A 14,544-nucleotide genomic window follows, 5' to 3' on the forward strand; every position below is an offset into this window, starting at 1 on the left:
GTCACGGGTTTTTTGATCCAAGGGAGGGGATTTCGATGCGAGGTACCTGGGCCAGACGCGCCGTCGCCACGCTGGCGGCCATCGGCGCGGCCGCGACCCTGTCGGTGCTCGGCACGTCGTCGGCCACCGCGACACAGGGCTACTGCGGCATTTCCTGGGGGTCGCTGCCCAAGTCGGCGGTGCGCACTGAGGTCGCCGCGCTGGTCGACGTCCGGGCAGGCCGCCACCAGTGCTGGGACCGGCTGGTGATCGACATCCGCGCGGGGGGCGCGGACGGCTACCACGTCCAGTACGTCCCGCAGGTGAGGATGAGCGGCTCCGGCAACGTCGTGCCGCTGCGCGGTGGGGCCAAGCTCCAGGTCACCGTCGATGCCCCCGCCTATGACGACGCGGGCAGGTCGACCTACAACCCGGCCAACCGCAGCGAGCTGGTGAACGTCGCCGGGTGGGACACCTTCCGCCAGGTCGCGTGGGCCGGGTCGTTCGAGGGTGAGTCGACCATCGGGCTGGGCGTGCGCGCCCAGCTGCCGTTCCGGGCGTTCGTCCTGGACTCCGCCGACGGCGGCTCGCGCCTCATCATCGACGTGGCCCACCGCTGGTCGTAGTTCGCAGGCCAGTCTGTCAGCCAGTCCATCAGCCGGTTGGAAAGCTGCCCGGGGCCCTGCTCCGGGCAGCTTCGCCGTGCCCGATGTGCTCGTGCCCGATGTGCTCGTGCCCCCAGGTGTTCGTGCCCCAGGTGCTCACCACGTCACCGGCAGTCCGGTCAGGCCGCCGGTGAGGGTGCCGTGGCGGAAGTCGAGGTCCGCCATCGGGACCGCCAGGCGCATGGTGGGGAAGCGGGGGATCAGCTGGGAGAACACGGCCCGCAGCTCGACACGGGCCAACGGGGCGCCGACGCAGTAGCGGGGGCCGTGGCCGAAGGCCAGGTGGGGGTGGGCCGTGACGACATCGATGTGGTCGGGGAAGACCGCGGGGTCGTGGTTGGCGGCGTTGGTGTCCAGCAGGACCAGTGCGCCCGCGGGGATGGCGACGCCGTCGACCTCCAGGTCGGTCCGGGCGTAGCGGGGGATTCCGGTGCCCACGGCGCCCTGGGCCCGCAGGAGTTCCTCGACGGTGTTGGGGAGCAGGTCGGGGTTGTCCAGCACGGCTTGGCGCCGCGCCGGGTTGGTGAGCAGGAGCAGCGCGCCGAGTCCGATGTGGACGACGGTGGTCTCGTGCCCGGCGAACAGGACGGCCAGGGTCAGCCCCGCCGCCTCGGGATCGCTGACGCCGTCGGTCGCGCACAGGCGGGAGATGACGTCGTCGCCGGGGTCGGACCGCTTGCGGGACACCAGTTCCAGGCAGTACTGGTACAGCTCGGACATGCCCTGCTCGGAACGGGCCCGGTCTCCGGTGTCGGCGACGGCGTCGGTCCAGGCCCGGAACCGGGCGCGGTCGTCGTAGGGGACGCCGAGGAGTTCGCAGATCACCAGGAGGGGCAGGGGGAGGGCCAGGGCGGTGTGCAGGTCCGCGGGCGGGGTCAGCTCGTCGAGCAGCTCGGTGGTGAGGGCTTCCACGCGGGGGCGCAGGGCGCGCATGTGCCTGGCGGAGAAGTGCGGTTGCAGGAGCGCGCGCATCCGGGCGTGGTCGGTCCGCTCGGTGTCGTAGTTGCCCAGGGGGCCGCCGAACAGGGCGGAGTCACCGGAGCGGGCGGCGGTGTCCGGGGCCGGGTGGGAGCGGCCGAGGCGGTCGTCGGTCAGCAGGGCGCGGACCTGGGCGTAGCCGGTGACCAGCCAGGCGTCGTGGCCGACGGCGGTGCGCACCCGGTGGACCGGGCGGGCCAGGAGTTCCGGGGCGACCTCGAAAGGGTGTGAATGGCGTAAGGGCAGCTGGAGGGTCATGGCGGTCTCCGTATGTTTAGTCATGGATATACAAGTCCGAAGATACTTGTATAGTCCGACTTGTACAAGGGAGGTCTGCCGATGGCGGAGCGGATGCCGCGGGCCCAGCGGCGGGCCCAGTTGCTGGACGCGGCCACGCGGGCGTTCGCGCGGACCGGGTTCGCCGCCACCGGCCTCGCCGACGTCGCCGCCGAGGCGGGCGTGACGCAGGTGATCCTCTACCGGCACTTCGAGTCGAAGTCGGAGATGTACCGGGCCGTCCTGGAGCGGGCGCGGGTCCGCCTCGATGAGGCGGTCGGCTCCGATGCCTTCGACGAGCACAGCATCGCGGCGCTGCTGCGCGCGGCCTCGGCCGACCCGGACGGGTTCCGGCTGCTGTTCCGCCACGCCGCGCGGGAGCCGGAGTTCCGCGACGTGGTGGACACGCTGCGGTCGGCGTCGGTAGAGATCACCGCGCGGCACCTCGCCGAGGTGGTGCCGGACGCGGAGTTGCGCGACTGGGCGGCCCGGCTGCTGCCGGTGGCCGTGCTGGAAGCGGTGATCGCCTGGCTCGACGCCGGTCAGCCCGACCCGGAGCAGGCCGCGCTGCGTGTCGGGCTCGTCATCGACGGGGTCGTGCGGGCGGCGGCTCAGCCCCGCAGCGCGCGGACCACGCGGGAGGGGCTGGGGCGGCCGAGGTGACCGGCCATCCAGAGGCTGGTGTCGGCGAGCTTGTCGAGGTTCACGCCGGTCTCGACGCCGAGGCCGTCGAGCATCCAGACCAGGTCCTCGGTGGCGAGGTTGCCGGTGGCCGACTCCGCGTACGGGCAGCCGCCGAGCCCGCCTGCTGAGGAGTCCACTGTGGTCACCCCGAGGCGCAGGGCGGCCAGGGTGTTCGACAGCGCCTGGCCGTAGGTGTCGTGGAAGTGCACGGCGACCGAGGAGACCGGCACGTCGACGGCGGTGACCGCGCCGATGACCGCCTCGACGTGGCCCGGCGTGGCCACGCCGATGGTGTCGCCCAGGGACAGCTGCGAGCAGCCCATCGCCATCAGCCGCGCGCCCACCGCGGCGACCTGCGCGGGCTCGACCGGGCCCTCCCACGGGTCGCCGAAGCACATCGAGACGTAGGCGCGGACGTCGAGGCCCTCGGCCACCGCGCGGGCCACCACCGGCTCGAACATGGCGAACTGCTCGTCCAGCGACCGGTTGAGGTTGCGCCGGGCGAAGGACTCCGTGGCGCTGCCGAAGATCGCGATGTGCCGCACGCCCGCGTCCAGCGCGCGGTCGAGGCCGCGGTCGTTGGGGACCAGGACCGGGTAGCGCACACCGTCCACGGGGGACAGTCGGGAGAGGACTTCGGTGGCGTCGGCCAGCTGTGGCACCCACTTCGGGTGCACGAAGCTGGTCGCCTCCAGCGTCCGCAGGCCCGCGTCGGCCAGCCGGGCCAGGAACTCGACCTTGACGTCGACGGGCACCACGGCGGACTCGTTCTGCAGGCCGTCGCGCGCGCCGACCTCCCAGACGGTGACGCGGGCGGGCAGGCCGTCGGCCGGGACGCGCTGGGGCAGGCCGACTTCACGCGAACCCATCAGAGCTGCCTGCTGAAGTCGTCGTTCGGGTTGTCGTTCACCTCGCGGTACAGCAGGGTGTGCACCCGCTCCACGTTGGGGATGTCGTCGAACTCCAGCGGCTCCTGCGAGCTGGACTCGATGATCAGCGTGCCGCAGCCGACGATCCGGTCGACCAGGCCGTGCTCGAAGCGCACGCTGCTGATCCGGGAGAGCGGGATGTCGATGCCGGTGCGGTTGATCACACCCTCGCGCGCCATCACCCGATCGGTGGTGACGATGAAGTGCGTGGTGCGCCAGCGCACGAACGGCACCAGGAACAGCCACACGACCAGGGCGAGCGCCAGGACGCCAATGATGATCCAGGCGATGGTGACCCAGGTGAGGTCCTGGACGAGGATCGCGCCCCAGACACCCGCGCCGAGCACGACCAGCAGGGCCAGGTACGGCACCAGCAGCATCTTCCAGTGCGGGTGCTTGTGCAGCACAACGCGCTCGCCGTCGCTGAGCAGGTCATCGGGGTAGGCCACGGTGGTCCCTCCGTATCAGCGCCTTGACAGGACAACCGTACCGCTCGGACCCGGCCCCCGGATCAGGGCAGAGGGCGCAGGTGGACGACGTCGCCCGCGGACACCGTGCGGGCGGTCCCGTCCACGTCGACGACGAGCTGGCCGTCCGGGTCGACCTCGACGGCCAGCCCCTGGCGCGCGGTGTCCCCCGGCAGCTCGACGCGCACGCGCTGGCCCAGGGTCGCGCAGTTGGCGCGGTACTCGGCGAGCAGCCCGGAGGTGACCAGGTCGCCGCCGCGGCCGCGCCAGGAGCGCTCCACCTCGGCGAAGCAGCGCAGCAGGGCGACGGCCACCTCGGCGCGGTCGCCGTGCCCGCCCTCCTCGGCCAGCGAGGTCGCGGGCAGCCCGCCCGGCCCGGCGGGGACCGCGGCGGGCAGCCGCCCGACGTTGAGCCCGATGCCGACGACGACGGCGGGCGGCTCGCCCGCGGCGACCTCGGCGAGCACCCCGGCGCACTTGGCCATCGACGCGCCCGCGAGCAGGTCGTTGGGCCACTTCAGCGCGGCCATCACCCCGGCGTGGCGGGCGGCCCTGAGCAGCGCGACGCCCGCGACCAGCGACAGGGTGCCGAGCTTGGCGGTCGGCACCCCTTCGGGGCGCAGCAGCACGCTCAGGTAGATCCCGGACTCCGGCGGCGAGACCCACTGCCGCGCCCGCCTGCCCCGCCCCTCGGTCTGCTCCTCGGCGATGAGCACGGTGCGGTCGGCGGCCTCGCCCGCGCGGGCGAGCAGGTCGGCGTTGGTGGACCCGGTCGTCGCGACGACGTCGAGGGCGGCGTACGCCCCGGCGGGGTCGACCAGGGCGGCGCGCAGGGCGTCGGCGTCGAGAGCGGCCATGGTGGCCAGACTAGAGGGCGGTGGCCCGGCAGGCCGGTCGGAGCGGAACGGCGTGCCGGGCGCCGCCCAGTCTGCGACCTCCAGCGCGGTGGAGGTCAAGCCAGGCGGGGGCGACGGCGCATCGAGCCGAGCAGCCCGCCCCGCCAGTCCGGGTTCACCGCCGCCGCGCGCCACTGGTCGGCCGCGACGAGGGCGGCGGCGACGGCGAGGAGGTCGGCGTCCCAGACGAGGTCGCCGTACTCGAAGGACAGCAGGGGGATCACCAGGCAGGCCAGCGCGGCCAGGGCCGCGGACCACCGCGCGTGGTAGGCCAGCGCGAAGAGGCAGATCAGCGCGGCGAACCCCTCCCCGACCACCAGCATGATCACCGTCGCCATCCACAGGCGGACCACGAGCAGGCGGGCGGCCGCGGCGGGGTTCGGGCCGGGCGGCAGGTCCGCCATCCCGGGCCCGCGGCGCAGGTGAGCGCGGTCGAGGTGGTCCAGCACGGCGGGGAAGGTGGCCACCCAGACCAGGAAGGTCAGGAATCCCGCCAGCACGAACCCCGATGGCATCGAGTCGTCGGACCGGTACAGGCCGAGGAAGAACGCGGGGAACAGCGTCATCGACAGGGCCATGCCGAAGGTGATCGGCCCGACGCCGTTGAGCCCGGCGCGCGCGGTCCGCCACACCAGCAGCAGCGGGCCCAGCGCCATGGCCAGCCCGAACGGCCCGTTGGGCACGACGAACAGCCAGGTGATGATCCCGGTGCAGATCCCGAACGCCCAGTACACGACCCGGCTGCCGATGCGTTTGACGAGCTTGGGCAGGATGAGTTCGATCAGCTTTCGCAGTACGAGGCCCACGGGGACGCCTTCCTGTGACGGAACGCGTCCAATTTACTACTGACTGTTGCCGTTCGGCGGCTTGCCGGGTTTCCCGTATGCGGCCAGGAAGACGGCGGCGTCGGCGTGGTGGTGGAGTTCGGGCTCGCTGAACAGGGACTCGTCGATGGGCAGGTCATCGCCTTGTGCAGGGGGACCGACAGGACCAGCCAGTTGAAGTGCTGGGCGGCCAGCGCCGGGTAGGGCACCCGCAACAGCCCGCGCTCACCGAGCGCCCGAAACCACTCGGCGAGACCTCCACCGGCCAAACTCTGCGGCCGCGTCTCCAGGTCCCTGGTCACAGCCCTGGGGCAGAACCCGGTGATGTTCCCCGGCGGCCACTTGGCTTCCTGGAGGACCACCGCCTTCGCCACCCGCCTACGCGCCGCGATGATGGAGGGGCAAGGTATCTCGATCGGGTGACGCTCTGTGAAAATAGAATCACCATGTGACATCGCAAGCGCTGGCGAAGTGGAGCGCGGACCGCTCCAAACGCCTTGACCGACTATTCGCCGCGCACGACCTGATCAGCGCGGACACCCACGGACGCACGATGGAGACCGACGAACTCGACCACGCGATCCTGCTGCGGCTAGCTGCGGAGTTCCAAGGGTTCTCGCGGGACTTGCACGACGACTGCATCGAGATGCTCATGAGCGCGGCGAGCAAGGCCGATCCCCGGCTCCGGTTCATCCTCGTCAGCTACAACTTGCAGTTCAACCGTCGCTTGGACTCGGGGAACGCCAGTCCCGGCAGCCTCGGCACGGACTTCGGCAGGCTTGGCGTCCAGTTGTGGCTGGACCTCAAGGTCAGGTTCCCGACGCAGGTGCAGGCGTGGAATGCCCAGCTGACCATGTTGAACATGGCCCGGAACGGCATCGCCCACGATGACAGCGCCAAGATCCAGGAGGTTGAGGCCGCCGGATGGCCCCTCACCCTCGCGACGGCCTGTCGGTGGCGTGACGCGTTGGACTCCCTCGCCGAGGGGATGGACACTGTCTGTAAGGCACACCTCCACGACATCGTGGGGGTCGAACCGTGGTACTAGGAGACGTGATGGCTGAAGACATCCGGGTCGGTAGCCGGGTCCTCGTGCCCTTCGGGATTCACGATCTTGAGGCTGTCGTCACCAGGGTCAGCAAGGTGGGATCGGTGGTCAGGGTTACGGTGAAGCTTCAGATCGAGGGTGCCGACGAGCCGTTCACGCCGACGTTTCGGAGCGATGAGATCCAGGTCGTCTCGGCGGCGTGAACCGGGCTCGGTCGTGATGTGAGATACGCCTGAGCGCCGGTTGAGCAGGGCGTCGCTAGGGTGTCCATCCATGAGCAGCGCGACCGAGCCGATCGGGCAGGTGCCGTCGGGGGAGCCCGACCTCCACACCACGGCGGGCAAGCTGGCGGACCTGTACCGCCGCTACGACGAGGCCGTGCACGCGGGCTCGGCCCGCGCGGTGGAGAAGCAGCACGCCAAGGGCAAGATGACCGCCAGGGAGCGGATCGACCTGCTGCTCGACGAGGGCTCGTTCGTCGAGCTCGACGAGCTGGCGCGGCACCGCTCGACCAACTTCGGGCTGGAGAAGAACCGGCCCTACGGCGACGGCGTGGTGACCGGCTACGGGACCGTCGACGGCCGTCCGGTGTGCGTGTTCAGCCAGGACGTGACCGTCTTCGGCGGGTCGCTCGGCCAGGTGTACGGCGAGAAGATCGTCAAGGTGATGGACCTGGCGATCAAGACCGGCCGCCCGATCGTGGGGATCAACGAGGGCGGCGGCGCGCGCATCCAGGAGGGGGTCGTCTCCCTGGGCCTCTACGGGGAGATCTTCACCCGCAACGTGCGCGCCTCGGGCGTCGTCCCGCAGATCTCGCTGATCATGGGCGCGAACGCGGGCGGGCACGTGTACTCCCCGGCGCTGACCGACTTCATCGTGATGGTCGACAAGACCTCGCAGATGTTCATCACCGGCCCGGACGTGGTCAAGACCGTCACCGGCGAGGAGGTGACGCTGGAGGAGCTGGGCGGCGCGCGCACCCACAACACCAAGTCCGGCGTCGCGCACTACATGGGCGCCGACGAGGAGGACGCCATCTCCTACGTCAAGGAGCTGCTGTCCTTCTTGCCGTCGAACAACCTCTCCGACGCCCCGGTGTTCCCCGGGTTCGTGGAGGACGGCTCGGTCGCGGGGAACGTGCAGGAGTCCGACAGCGAGCTGGACACGCTCATCCCGGACTCGGCCAACCAGCCCTACGACATGCACGAGGTCATCACCCGGGTCGTCGACGAGGGCGAGTTCCTTGAGGTGCACCCGCTGTTCGCGCCCAACATCATCGTCGGGTTCGGGCGGGTCGAGGGGCGCAGCGTCGGCGTGGTCGCCAACCAGCCGACCCAGTTCGCGGGCTGCCTGGACATCGACGCCTCGGAGAAGGCCGCGCGGTTCGTGCGCACCTGCGACGCGTTCAACATCCCGGTGCTGACCTTTGTGGACGTGCCCGGCTTCCTGCCCGGGACCGACCAGGAGTTCGGCGGCATCATCCGGCGCGGCGCGAAGCTGATCTACGCCTACGCCGAGGCGACGGTCCCCCTGGTCACGGTGATCACCCGCAAGGCGTACGGCGGGGCGTACGACGTGATGGGCTCCAAGCACCTCGGCGCCGACGTCAACCTGGCCTGGCCCACCGCGCAGATCGCGGTCATGGGCGCCTCCGGGGCGTCGAACATCCTGCACCGCCGCACGCTGCAGGCGGCACTGGAGGCGGGCGAGGACGTCGCCGCGCTGCGAGCCAAGCTGGACCAGGAGTACGAGGACACCCTCCTCAACCCCTACGTCGCCGCCGAGCGCGGGTACGTCGACTCGGTGATCCCGCCCTCCCACACCCGCGGCTACGTCGCGCGTGCTCTGAGGATGCTCAGTGACAAGCGGGAGTCCCTGCCGCCCAAGAAGCATGGGAACATCCCACTGTGACCAGTGAACCCCTGCTGAAGGTCGTGCGCGGCAACCCGGACCCCGCCGAGCTGGCCGCGCTGACCGTCGTCGTGCTCGCCGCCGCCGCGCCCGGCGGGGACCAGCCCGCCGGGTCGGTGTGGTCGGCGCGCACCGGCCAGATCCGCCGCCCGCTCGACCACGGGCCGGGTGCCTGGCGGGCGTCGGGACTGCCGCACTGACCTCTACGCTTCCCCCGAAACGGGAGGCGGGCATGAGGGGCAGGACGGAGCGGCCGTGGCTCGGGCTGGCCGCCCTGTGCGCGTGCTTCTTCATGGTCATGCTCGACTCGACCATCGTCACCGTCGCCGTCCCGGCGATCCTCACCGACCTCGACGCCACGCTGAACCAGGTCATCTGGGTCAACAGCGTCTACCTGCTGGCCAACACCGTCCCGCTGCTGCTCACCGGCAGGCTCGGCGACCGGTTCGGGCCCAAGCGGGTGCTGCTGGTCGGGCTCGCGGTGTTCCTGGCCGCGTCGCTGTGGTGCGCGCTGGCGGACTCGGCGCCGTCGCTGATCGCCGCGCGGGCGGTGCAGGGGCTGGGGGCGGCGCTGATGACGCCGCAGACGCTGGCGTTCATCACCCGGCTGTTCCCGGCGGAGAAGCGGGCGGTGCCGATCGCGGTCTGGGGCGCGGTGTCCGGCGTGGCCACCATCGCCGGGCCGGTGGTCGGCGGGCTGCTGGTGCAGCACGCCGGGTGGGAGTGGATCTTCCTGCTGAACCTGCCGATCGGGCTGGCCGGGCTGGCCGTCGGCGCGGTGATGCTGCCGGACTGGCGGCCCACCGGGCGGGTGCGCTTCGACACGCTCGGCGCGGTGCTGGCGTCGGCGGGGATGGCCGCGCTGATCTTCGGGCTGCAGAACGGGCAGCACTACCACTGGGGGCGGGTCGTCGGGCCGGTCGGTGTGCTGCACGTGATCGGGGCCGGGCTCCTGCTGCTCGGCGGGTTCATCGTGTACCAGCGGCGGATGCGGGAGGAGCCGCTGGTGCCCGTAGGATTGTTCAACAATCCTACTTTTGGATTCGCGAACATGACCCACGCCGCGCTCGGGTTCGCCACGACCGGCATGTTCCTGCCGCTGGTGATCTACGTGCAGACCGTCCTCGGGCTCGACCCGCTCGCCTCCAGCCTGCTGTGCGCGCCGATGGCCGTCGGCGCCGGGATCGCGGCCATCGCCGCCGGGCGCTGGGTCGGGCGGGTCGGCGCGCCGCCGCTGGTCATGGGCGGGCTCGGCGGGCTGGCCGTGGGCGTCATCGTGCTCGCGGTGCTCGCCGAACCGGACACCGACCCGGTGACCCTGGTCCCCGGCCTGGTCCTGGCCGGGGTCGGGATCGGGCTGGTGTTCTCGCCGCTGACCGCCGTGGCCACCTTCGGGCTGCCCTCGCACCTGATCGGCGCGGCGTCGGGGGTGTTCAACACGTCCCGCCAGATCGGCGGCGTCCTGGGCAGCGCGTCCACCGGGGTGCTGCTGCAGGTCGGGCTCAGCTTCACGGTGCCCCAAGCCGCGCGCGAGTACGCCGAGCTGCTGCCACCGAGCTACGCCGACGAGTTCGTGCGCCGCATCAGCGCGGCGGCCAACACCGCCAGCCAGTTCGGCGGCGAGGGGCCCGAGGTGCCGTCGGACTGGTCGCCCAGCATCGCCGAGCGGGTCAGGGAGCTGGCCACCAGCGCCTTCGACCTCGGTTTCACCAACGCCGCCAAGGCCACGCTGGTGCTGCCGGTGGTCGTGCTGGTGCTGGGGATGCTCTGCGCGGCGGGCCTGCGCACACCGGTGCCGCAGCGGCGGCCGTAGTGCTGGGCCGGGCCGTGCTCGCCGTGGTGGCCGTGGTCTTCGCGGTCCTGCCCGGGCGCCCGGTCCCCCCGGTGAGCACGCCCATCCACGACTACGCCGACGCCGTGCGCCACACCGTCTGGGTCGACACCGGCCAGGCGCGGGTGGCCGCCGACGTCATCCGGCCGCGGACCGCCCGCCGGGTCCCGGTGATCATGGTGGCCAGCCCGTACAACACGACGCTCGGGCGGGGCAACGAGCACCAGAAGAAGTCCTACGACGTCGACGGCGCGCCCACCGTCTTCCCGCTGTTCCTGGACAACTACTTCGTCCCGCGCGGCTACGCCGTGGTCCACGTCGACCTGCCCGGCACCGGTCGCTCCACCGGCTGCCTCGACGTCGGCGGTCCCGGCGAGATCGGCGCGGCCCGCTCGGTGATCGACTGGCTCAACGGCCGCGCCACCGGGTACACCTCGGTCGCGGGCCCGGAAACCGCGGGGCCGACCTGGACCACCGGCGACGTCGGCATGATCGGCAAGTCGTGGGACGGCACCATCGCCATCGGCGTGGCGGGCACGGGCGTCGAGGGGCTGCGCACGATCGTGCCGATCGGCGCCATCTCCTCCTGGTACGACTACTACCGCGCGAACGGCGCGGCGTTGGACAGCGGCACACCGGCGGCGCTCGCGGCCGAGGTGGAGAGCGTGAGCTGCTCGTACCCCGGACTGGCCGCGCCGCCGCTCGACCCCGACGCCCCGGTCTGGCGGGAGCGCGACTACCGGCCGTCCGCCGCGTCGGTGCGCGCGAGCGTGTTCGCCGTGCACGGCTTGGCGGAGACCAATGTCCGGTCGCTCCACTTCGGACAGTGGTGGCCGTCGCTCACGGTTCCCCGGCGGGTCTGGCTGTCCCAGACGGGCCACGCCGACCCGTTCGACTTCCGCCGCGCGGAGTGGGTGGCCGCGCTGCACCAGTGGTTCGACCACTACCTGCTCGGCGTGCCCAACGACGTCCCCTCGGGCGCGTCGATCGAGCACGCCCCGGACGTCTGGACCGAGCACCCGGCCTGGCCCGCCGCGACGGCCACCGTGGCCCTGAGCCCCCGGCCCGACGGGTCGCTGGGGGAGCCCGCCCCGCCGTCGACGGCGTCCTTCGACGACGACCAGGGCTGGGTGGGGGAGTGGGTCGGCGAGTCCGGCCCGGCCAGCCTGGTCTTCCGGACGCCGCCGCTGGAGGCCGACACCCGGCTCTCGGGCGTGCCCGAGCTGCGCCTCGCCGTCCGCGCGGACCGCCCCGGCGCCCGCGTGTCGGCGTACCTGGTCGCCTACGGCCCCGCCACCATCCGCGACCCCGTGGACGAGGGCATCGTCACCGGGATCACCCGATCGTGCTGGGGGCAGAGCACTCCCGCCGACAGCGCCTGCTACCTCGACACCGCCACGGCGACCATCCCCGTCCCCCACACCGTCCTGGCGGGCGGGTGGGCGGCCGTCGACGGCCCGCTGACCCTGACCCTGGACGCGGTCGACGCGGTCATCCCCCGGGGGCACCGGGTGGGCCTGGTCATCGGCGGCACCGACCGCGACGTGCTCATGGCGGGCCCGGACGCCCGGCTCACCGTGGACCTGGCCGGGACCGTCGTGCGGCTGCCGGTGGTCGACGGGCTGGGGCTCCGGCTGCCACGGTGACTGGTGTCCGGCCCAGAGCCTTGTCCGGTGTCGGGCGTGGCTCCGGGATGTCGTCGTACTGGTTGTGCGGAGACGTCCCGGCAACGCGGCCGGGCGCGTCGAGACGTGGTGAAGGTTCTGGGGTCGGGGCACTAGGCTGCGGCACCGTGCAGCTCGTACTCGCCTCCCAGTCCCCCGCCCGCCTCGGTGTCCTGCGCGCGGCGGGCACCGACCCGCTGGTGCGGGTGTCGGGGGTGGACGAGGACGCGGTCGCCGCCGCGCTGCCCGACCCCAAGCCGGACGCGGTGGTCAGCGCGCTGGCCGAGGCCAAGGCCCGCGCGGTGGCGGCGGAGTTCGCCGACGCCCTGGTCATCGGCTGCGACTCGATGCTCCACTTCGGCGGCGAGCTGGTCGGCAAGCCCGCCACGCCGGAGATCGCGCGCGAGCGGTGGGCACGCATGGCGGGCGGGGTCGGCGAGCTGCTGACCGGCCACGCCCTGCTGCGCGTCGTCGGCGGGGAGGTCACCGCAGCGGTCACCGGCACCGAGCGAACGGTGATCCGGTTCGGCAGGCCGACGCCGGAGGAGATCGACACCTACATCGCCACGGGCGAGCCCCTGCAGGTCGCGGGCGCCTTCACCCTGGACGCCCTGGGCGGCTGGTTCATCGACGGCGTCGAGGGCGACCCGTCGAGCGTCATCGGCATCAGCCTGCCCCTGGTGCGGCGGCTGCTGGGCGGACTGGGCGTGTCGGTCACGTCGTTCTGGACGCGCTGACGGTTTCGTTCGGGGTGATCGGGCTCGGCCTCCTGGTGGTGCTGCGGGCGTGGTGAGGGTCTGTCCGGGCTGGATAGCGGGCACGGTGGGTGAGGGTCGTCACCCGTTTGGCGGGGAAGCAATTCGGGGGTCGGCTGGTTTGATGCAGGTGATGAGGTCCTTTCGTGTCATCGCGCTGACCGAGCGCCTGCACGTCGACTTGCGGCGGCAGGCCAGCTCGCTCTGTCCGCGCTGAACCCTGCCCGCAGTCCGGCCTCGCACCTTCCCCTGGAGTTTCGACATGTCTACAGACGCGCCCGCTTCCGCTCCGCCGCGATCCGGCAACCGGCGGACCCTCTACTTCGGCCTCGCCGTCCTGGCCGGTCTCGTCATCGGCGCCGTGCTCGGCATCATCGCCAAGGCGACCGAGGCCGAGTGGCTGGTCACCGCCCTCGACACCATCGGCTCGATCTTCACCTCCTTGCTGCAGTTCACCGTGATCCCGCTGGTCTTCACCGCGATCGTGGTCGGGTTCACCAGCCTGCGCGGCCTCGGCGGCGCGCGGACGGCGACGCGGCTCGGCGGCAAGACGGTGATGTGGTTCGGGATCACCTCGCTGATCGCGGTGCTCATCGGCATCGCCGTGGGGCTGATCAGCGGCGCGGGCAAGGGCGTCACTGTCGTGCCGGGGGAGGGCACGGTCGAGAAGCTGGCCGAGCGCTCGCAGGGTGACTGGCTGACGGTGCTGACCGGCCTGGTGCCCAGCAACATCGTCTCCGCCTTCGCCGAGGGCGAGATCCTGCAGGTCGTGTTCGTCGCTGTGCTGGTCGGCATCGCGACGTTCGCCCTCGGGGACAGGGCCGCGCCGTTCGTCTCGTTCAACCGCTCGGTGTTCGACATCATCCAGAAGCTGCTCGGCTGGATCATCCTGCTGGCGCCGCTGGGCGTGCTCGGCCTCATCGGCAACGCCTTCGCCACCTACGGCAACGAGTTCGTCACCCCGCTGCTGTCGCTGATCGTGTCGGTGTACGTCGCCGCCGCGCTGGTGCTGTTCGTGGTGTACCCGGTGCTGCTGCGGTTCGTCGGGGGGATCAGCCCGCTGACGTTCTTCGCCAAGGCGTGGACGGCGCTGCAGTTCGCCTTCGTCTCGCGCTCCTCGGGCGCGACGCTGCCGCTGAGCCGTCAGACGGCGGTGAACCTGGGTGTGGAGCCCGGCTACGCGGGCTTCGCGGTGCCCCTGGGCACGACCACGAAGATGGACGGCTGCGCCGCGCTGTACCCGGCCATCGCGACGATCTTCATCGCGAACCTGTTCGGCTACCAGCTCAGCGTGTGGCAGTACGTCGGCATCATCGCCGTCGCCGTGTTCGGTTCCATCGCCACCGCCGGGACGACGGGCTGGTTCACCATGCTGACCCTCACCCTGAGCACCATCGGCATGCCCCCGGAGATGATCGCCACCGGCCTCGCCATCGTCTTCGGCATCGACCCCATCCTGGACATGATCCGCACGGCGACGAACGTCGCGGGCCAGATCACCGTCCCGGTCCTGGTGGCCCGAGGCGAGGGCCTCTTGGACGACGAGGTCCTGCACACCCCCAGCAACCCCCCACTCCTGGACGAGACCCGAGACCGCACCCCGGTCCCCGCCTGATCGCGCAGAACGACAAAGGCCG

At 71.8% G+C, this 14,544-nt stretch carries 17 protein-coding genes; 11 read left to right on the forward strand and 6 right to left on the reverse strand.

What is annotated here, in order from left to right; all coding sequences use genetic code 11:
* The first annotated feature begins 35 nt into the window (after window positions 1-35).
* The gene (locus ACTG9Q_RS21605) at window positions 36-605 is read left to right on the forward strand and encodes an AMIN-like domain-containing (lipo)protein (protein ID WP_455574650.1); all 570 of its coding nucleotides are present in this window, start codon (window positions 36-38) and stop codon (window positions 603-605) included.
* A 135-nt stretch (window positions 606-740) separates the two neighbouring features.
* Here ACTG9Q_RS21605 and ACTG9Q_RS21610 read toward each other — a convergent pair whose 3' ends face one another.
* The gene (locus ACTG9Q_RS21610; RefSeq protein ID WP_455574651.1) at window positions 741-1,880 is read right to left on the reverse strand and encodes a cytochrome P450; all 1,140 of its coding nucleotides are present in this window, start codon (window positions 1,878-1,880) and stop codon (window positions 741-743) included.
* Between the two features lie 81 nt (window positions 1,881-1,961).
* Here ACTG9Q_RS21610 and ACTG9Q_RS21615 point away from each other — a divergent pair, with 81 nt between their 5' ends.
* Entirely contained in the window at window positions 1,962-2,561 is a 600-nt protein-coding gene (locus ACTG9Q_RS21615) for a TetR/AcrR family transcriptional regulator (RefSeq protein ID WP_455574652.1), read from the forward strand.
* Here ACTG9Q_RS21615 and ACTG9Q_RS21620 read toward each other — a convergent pair.
* The 5 genes from ACTG9Q_RS21620 to ACTG9Q_RS21640 form a co-directional block, all read right to left on the reverse strand.
* Window positions 2,510-3,451 (reverse strand): hydroxymethylglutaryl-CoA lyase, encoded by a 942-nt coding sequence (locus ACTG9Q_RS21620; RefSeq protein WP_455574653.1) that lies wholly within the window; start codon window positions 3,449-3,451, stop codon window positions 2,510-2,512. The genes ACTG9Q_RS21615 and ACTG9Q_RS21620 overlap by 52 nt on opposite strands.
* Window positions 3,451-3,960: a PH domain-containing protein gene (locus tag ACTG9Q_RS21625; protein ID WP_455574654.1), complete on the reverse strand. Its 510-nt coding sequence runs from the start codon at window positions 3,958-3,960 to the stop codon at window positions 3,451-3,453. The genes ACTG9Q_RS21620 and ACTG9Q_RS21625 overlap by 1 nt, the downstream gene beginning before the upstream one ends.
* A 62-nt stretch (window positions 3,961-4,022) precedes the next feature.
* Complete coding sequence (locus ACTG9Q_RS21630; protein WP_455574766.1) at window positions 4,023-4,844, reverse strand: biotin--[acetyl-CoA-carboxylase] ligase; 822 nt, start codon at window positions 4,842-4,844, stop codon at window positions 4,023-4,025.
* Between the two features lie 86 nt (window positions 4,845-4,930).
* Window positions 4,931-5,680 (reverse strand): hypothetical protein, encoded by a 750-nt coding sequence (locus tag ACTG9Q_RS21635; protein WP_455574655.1) that lies wholly within the window; start codon window positions 5,678-5,680, stop codon window positions 4,931-4,933.
* On the reverse strand, window positions 5,656-6,153 hold the full coding sequence (locus tag ACTG9Q_RS21640; RefSeq protein ID WP_455574656.1) for a TetR/AcrR family transcriptional regulator C-terminal domain-containing protein: 498 nt from the start codon (window positions 6,151-6,153) through the stop codon (window positions 5,656-5,658). The genes ACTG9Q_RS21635 and ACTG9Q_RS21640 overlap by 25 nt, the downstream gene beginning before the upstream one ends.
* Between ACTG9Q_RS21640 and ACTG9Q_RS21645 the strand changes: the two genes are divergently transcribed.
* From ACTG9Q_RS21645 to ACTG9Q_RS21685, 9 genes are all read left to right on the forward strand, one after another.
* The gene (locus ACTG9Q_RS21645; protein ID WP_455574657.1) at window positions 6,147-6,746 is read left to right on the forward strand and encodes a hypothetical protein; all 600 of its coding nucleotides are present in this window, start codon (window positions 6,147-6,149) and stop codon (window positions 6,744-6,746) included. The genes ACTG9Q_RS21640 and ACTG9Q_RS21645 overlap by 7 nt on opposite strands.
* Before the next feature lie 8 nt (window positions 6,747-6,754).
* Window positions 6,755-6,949 (forward strand): hypothetical protein, encoded by a 195-nt coding sequence (locus ACTG9Q_RS21650; protein WP_455574658.1) that lies wholly within the window; start codon window positions 6,755-6,757, stop codon window positions 6,947-6,949.
* Window positions 6,950-7,019: 70 nt separating this feature from the next.
* Window positions 7,020-8,657, forward strand: coding sequence for an acyl-CoA carboxylase subunit beta (locus tag ACTG9Q_RS21655; RefSeq protein ID WP_455574659.1), 1,638 nt, complete (start codon window positions 7,020-7,022; stop codon window positions 8,655-8,657).
* A complete protein-coding gene (locus ACTG9Q_RS21660; protein ID WP_455574660.1) occupies window positions 8,654-8,857 on the forward strand; it encodes an acyl-CoA carboxylase subunit epsilon in 204 nt (67 codons plus the stop codon). The genes ACTG9Q_RS21655 and ACTG9Q_RS21660 overlap by 4 nt, the downstream gene beginning before the upstream one ends.
* A gap of 32 nt (window positions 8,858-8,889) precedes the next feature.
* Window positions 8,890-10,470, forward strand: coding sequence for a DHA2 family efflux MFS transporter permease subunit (locus ACTG9Q_RS21665; RefSeq protein WP_455574661.1), 1,581 nt, complete (start codon window positions 8,890-8,892; stop codon window positions 10,468-10,470).
* Window positions 10,470-12,134, forward strand: a complete 1,665-nt coding sequence (locus ACTG9Q_RS21670) for a CocE/NonD family hydrolase (protein WP_455574662.1) — start codon at window positions 10,470-10,472, stop codon at window positions 12,132-12,134. The genes ACTG9Q_RS21665 and ACTG9Q_RS21670 overlap by 1 nt, the downstream gene beginning before the upstream one ends.
* A gap of 146 nt (window positions 12,135-12,280) precedes the next feature.
* Window positions 12,281-12,889, forward strand: coding sequence for a Maf family protein (locus ACTG9Q_RS21675; protein ID WP_455574663.1), 609 nt, complete (start codon window positions 12,281-12,283; stop codon window positions 12,887-12,889).
* 151 nt (window positions 12,890-13,040) lie between these two features.
* Complete coding sequence (locus tag ACTG9Q_RS21680; RefSeq protein ID WP_455574767.1) at window positions 13,041-13,124, forward strand: putative leader peptide; 84 nt, start codon at window positions 13,041-13,043, stop codon at window positions 13,122-13,124.
* A gap of 45 nt (window positions 13,125-13,169) precedes the next feature.
* On the forward strand, window positions 13,170-14,522 hold the full coding sequence (locus ACTG9Q_RS21685; RefSeq protein ID WP_455574664.1) for a dicarboxylate/amino acid:cation symporter: 1,353 nt from the start codon (window positions 13,170-13,172) through the stop codon (window positions 14,520-14,522).
* Window positions 14,523-14,544 lie beyond the last annotated feature (22 nt).

The organism is Actinokineospora lacus (genome assembly GCF_053813445.1).

Bases quoted from the DNA above. Each gene is read 5' to 3' on its own strand.
- ACTG9Q_RS21605 (WP_455574650.1), top strand. From the start codon at position 36: ATGCGAGGTACCTGGGCCAGACGCGCCGTCGCCACGCTGGCGGCCATC.
- ACTG9Q_RS21610 (WP_455574651.1), bottom strand. From the start codon at position 1,880: ATGACCCTCCAGCTGCCCTTACGCCATTCACACCCTTTCGAGGTCGCC.
- ACTG9Q_RS21615 (WP_455574652.1), top strand. From the start codon at position 1,962: ATGGCGGAGCGGATGCCGCGGGCCCAGCGGCGGGCCCAGTTGCTGGAC.
- ACTG9Q_RS21620 (WP_455574653.1), bottom strand. From the start codon at position 3,451: ATGGGTTCGCGTGAAGTCGGCCTGCCCCAGCGCGTCCCGGCCGACGGC.
- ACTG9Q_RS21640 (WP_455574656.1), bottom strand. From the start codon at position 6,153: ATGTCACATGGTGATTCTATTTTCACAGAGCGTCACCCGATCGAGATA.
- ACTG9Q_RS21650 (WP_455574658.1), top strand. From the start codon at position 6,755: ATGGCTGAAGACATCCGGGTCGGTAGCCGGGTCCTCGTGCCCTTCGGG.
- ACTG9Q_RS21655 (WP_455574659.1), top strand. From the start codon at position 7,020: ATGAGCAGCGCGACCGAGCCGATCGGGCAGGTGCCGTCGGGGGAGCCC.
- ACTG9Q_RS21665 (WP_455574661.1), top strand. From the start codon at position 8,890: ATGAGGGGCAGGACGGAGCGGCCGTGGCTCGGGCTGGCCGCCCTGTGC.
- ACTG9Q_RS21680 (WP_455574767.1), top strand. From the start codon at position 13,041: ATGAGGTCCTTTCGTGTCATCGCGCTGACCGAGCGCCTGCACGTCGAC.
- ACTG9Q_RS21685 (WP_455574664.1), top strand. From the start codon at position 13,170: ATGTCTACAGACGCGCCCGCTTCCGCTCCGCCGCGATCCGGCAACCGG.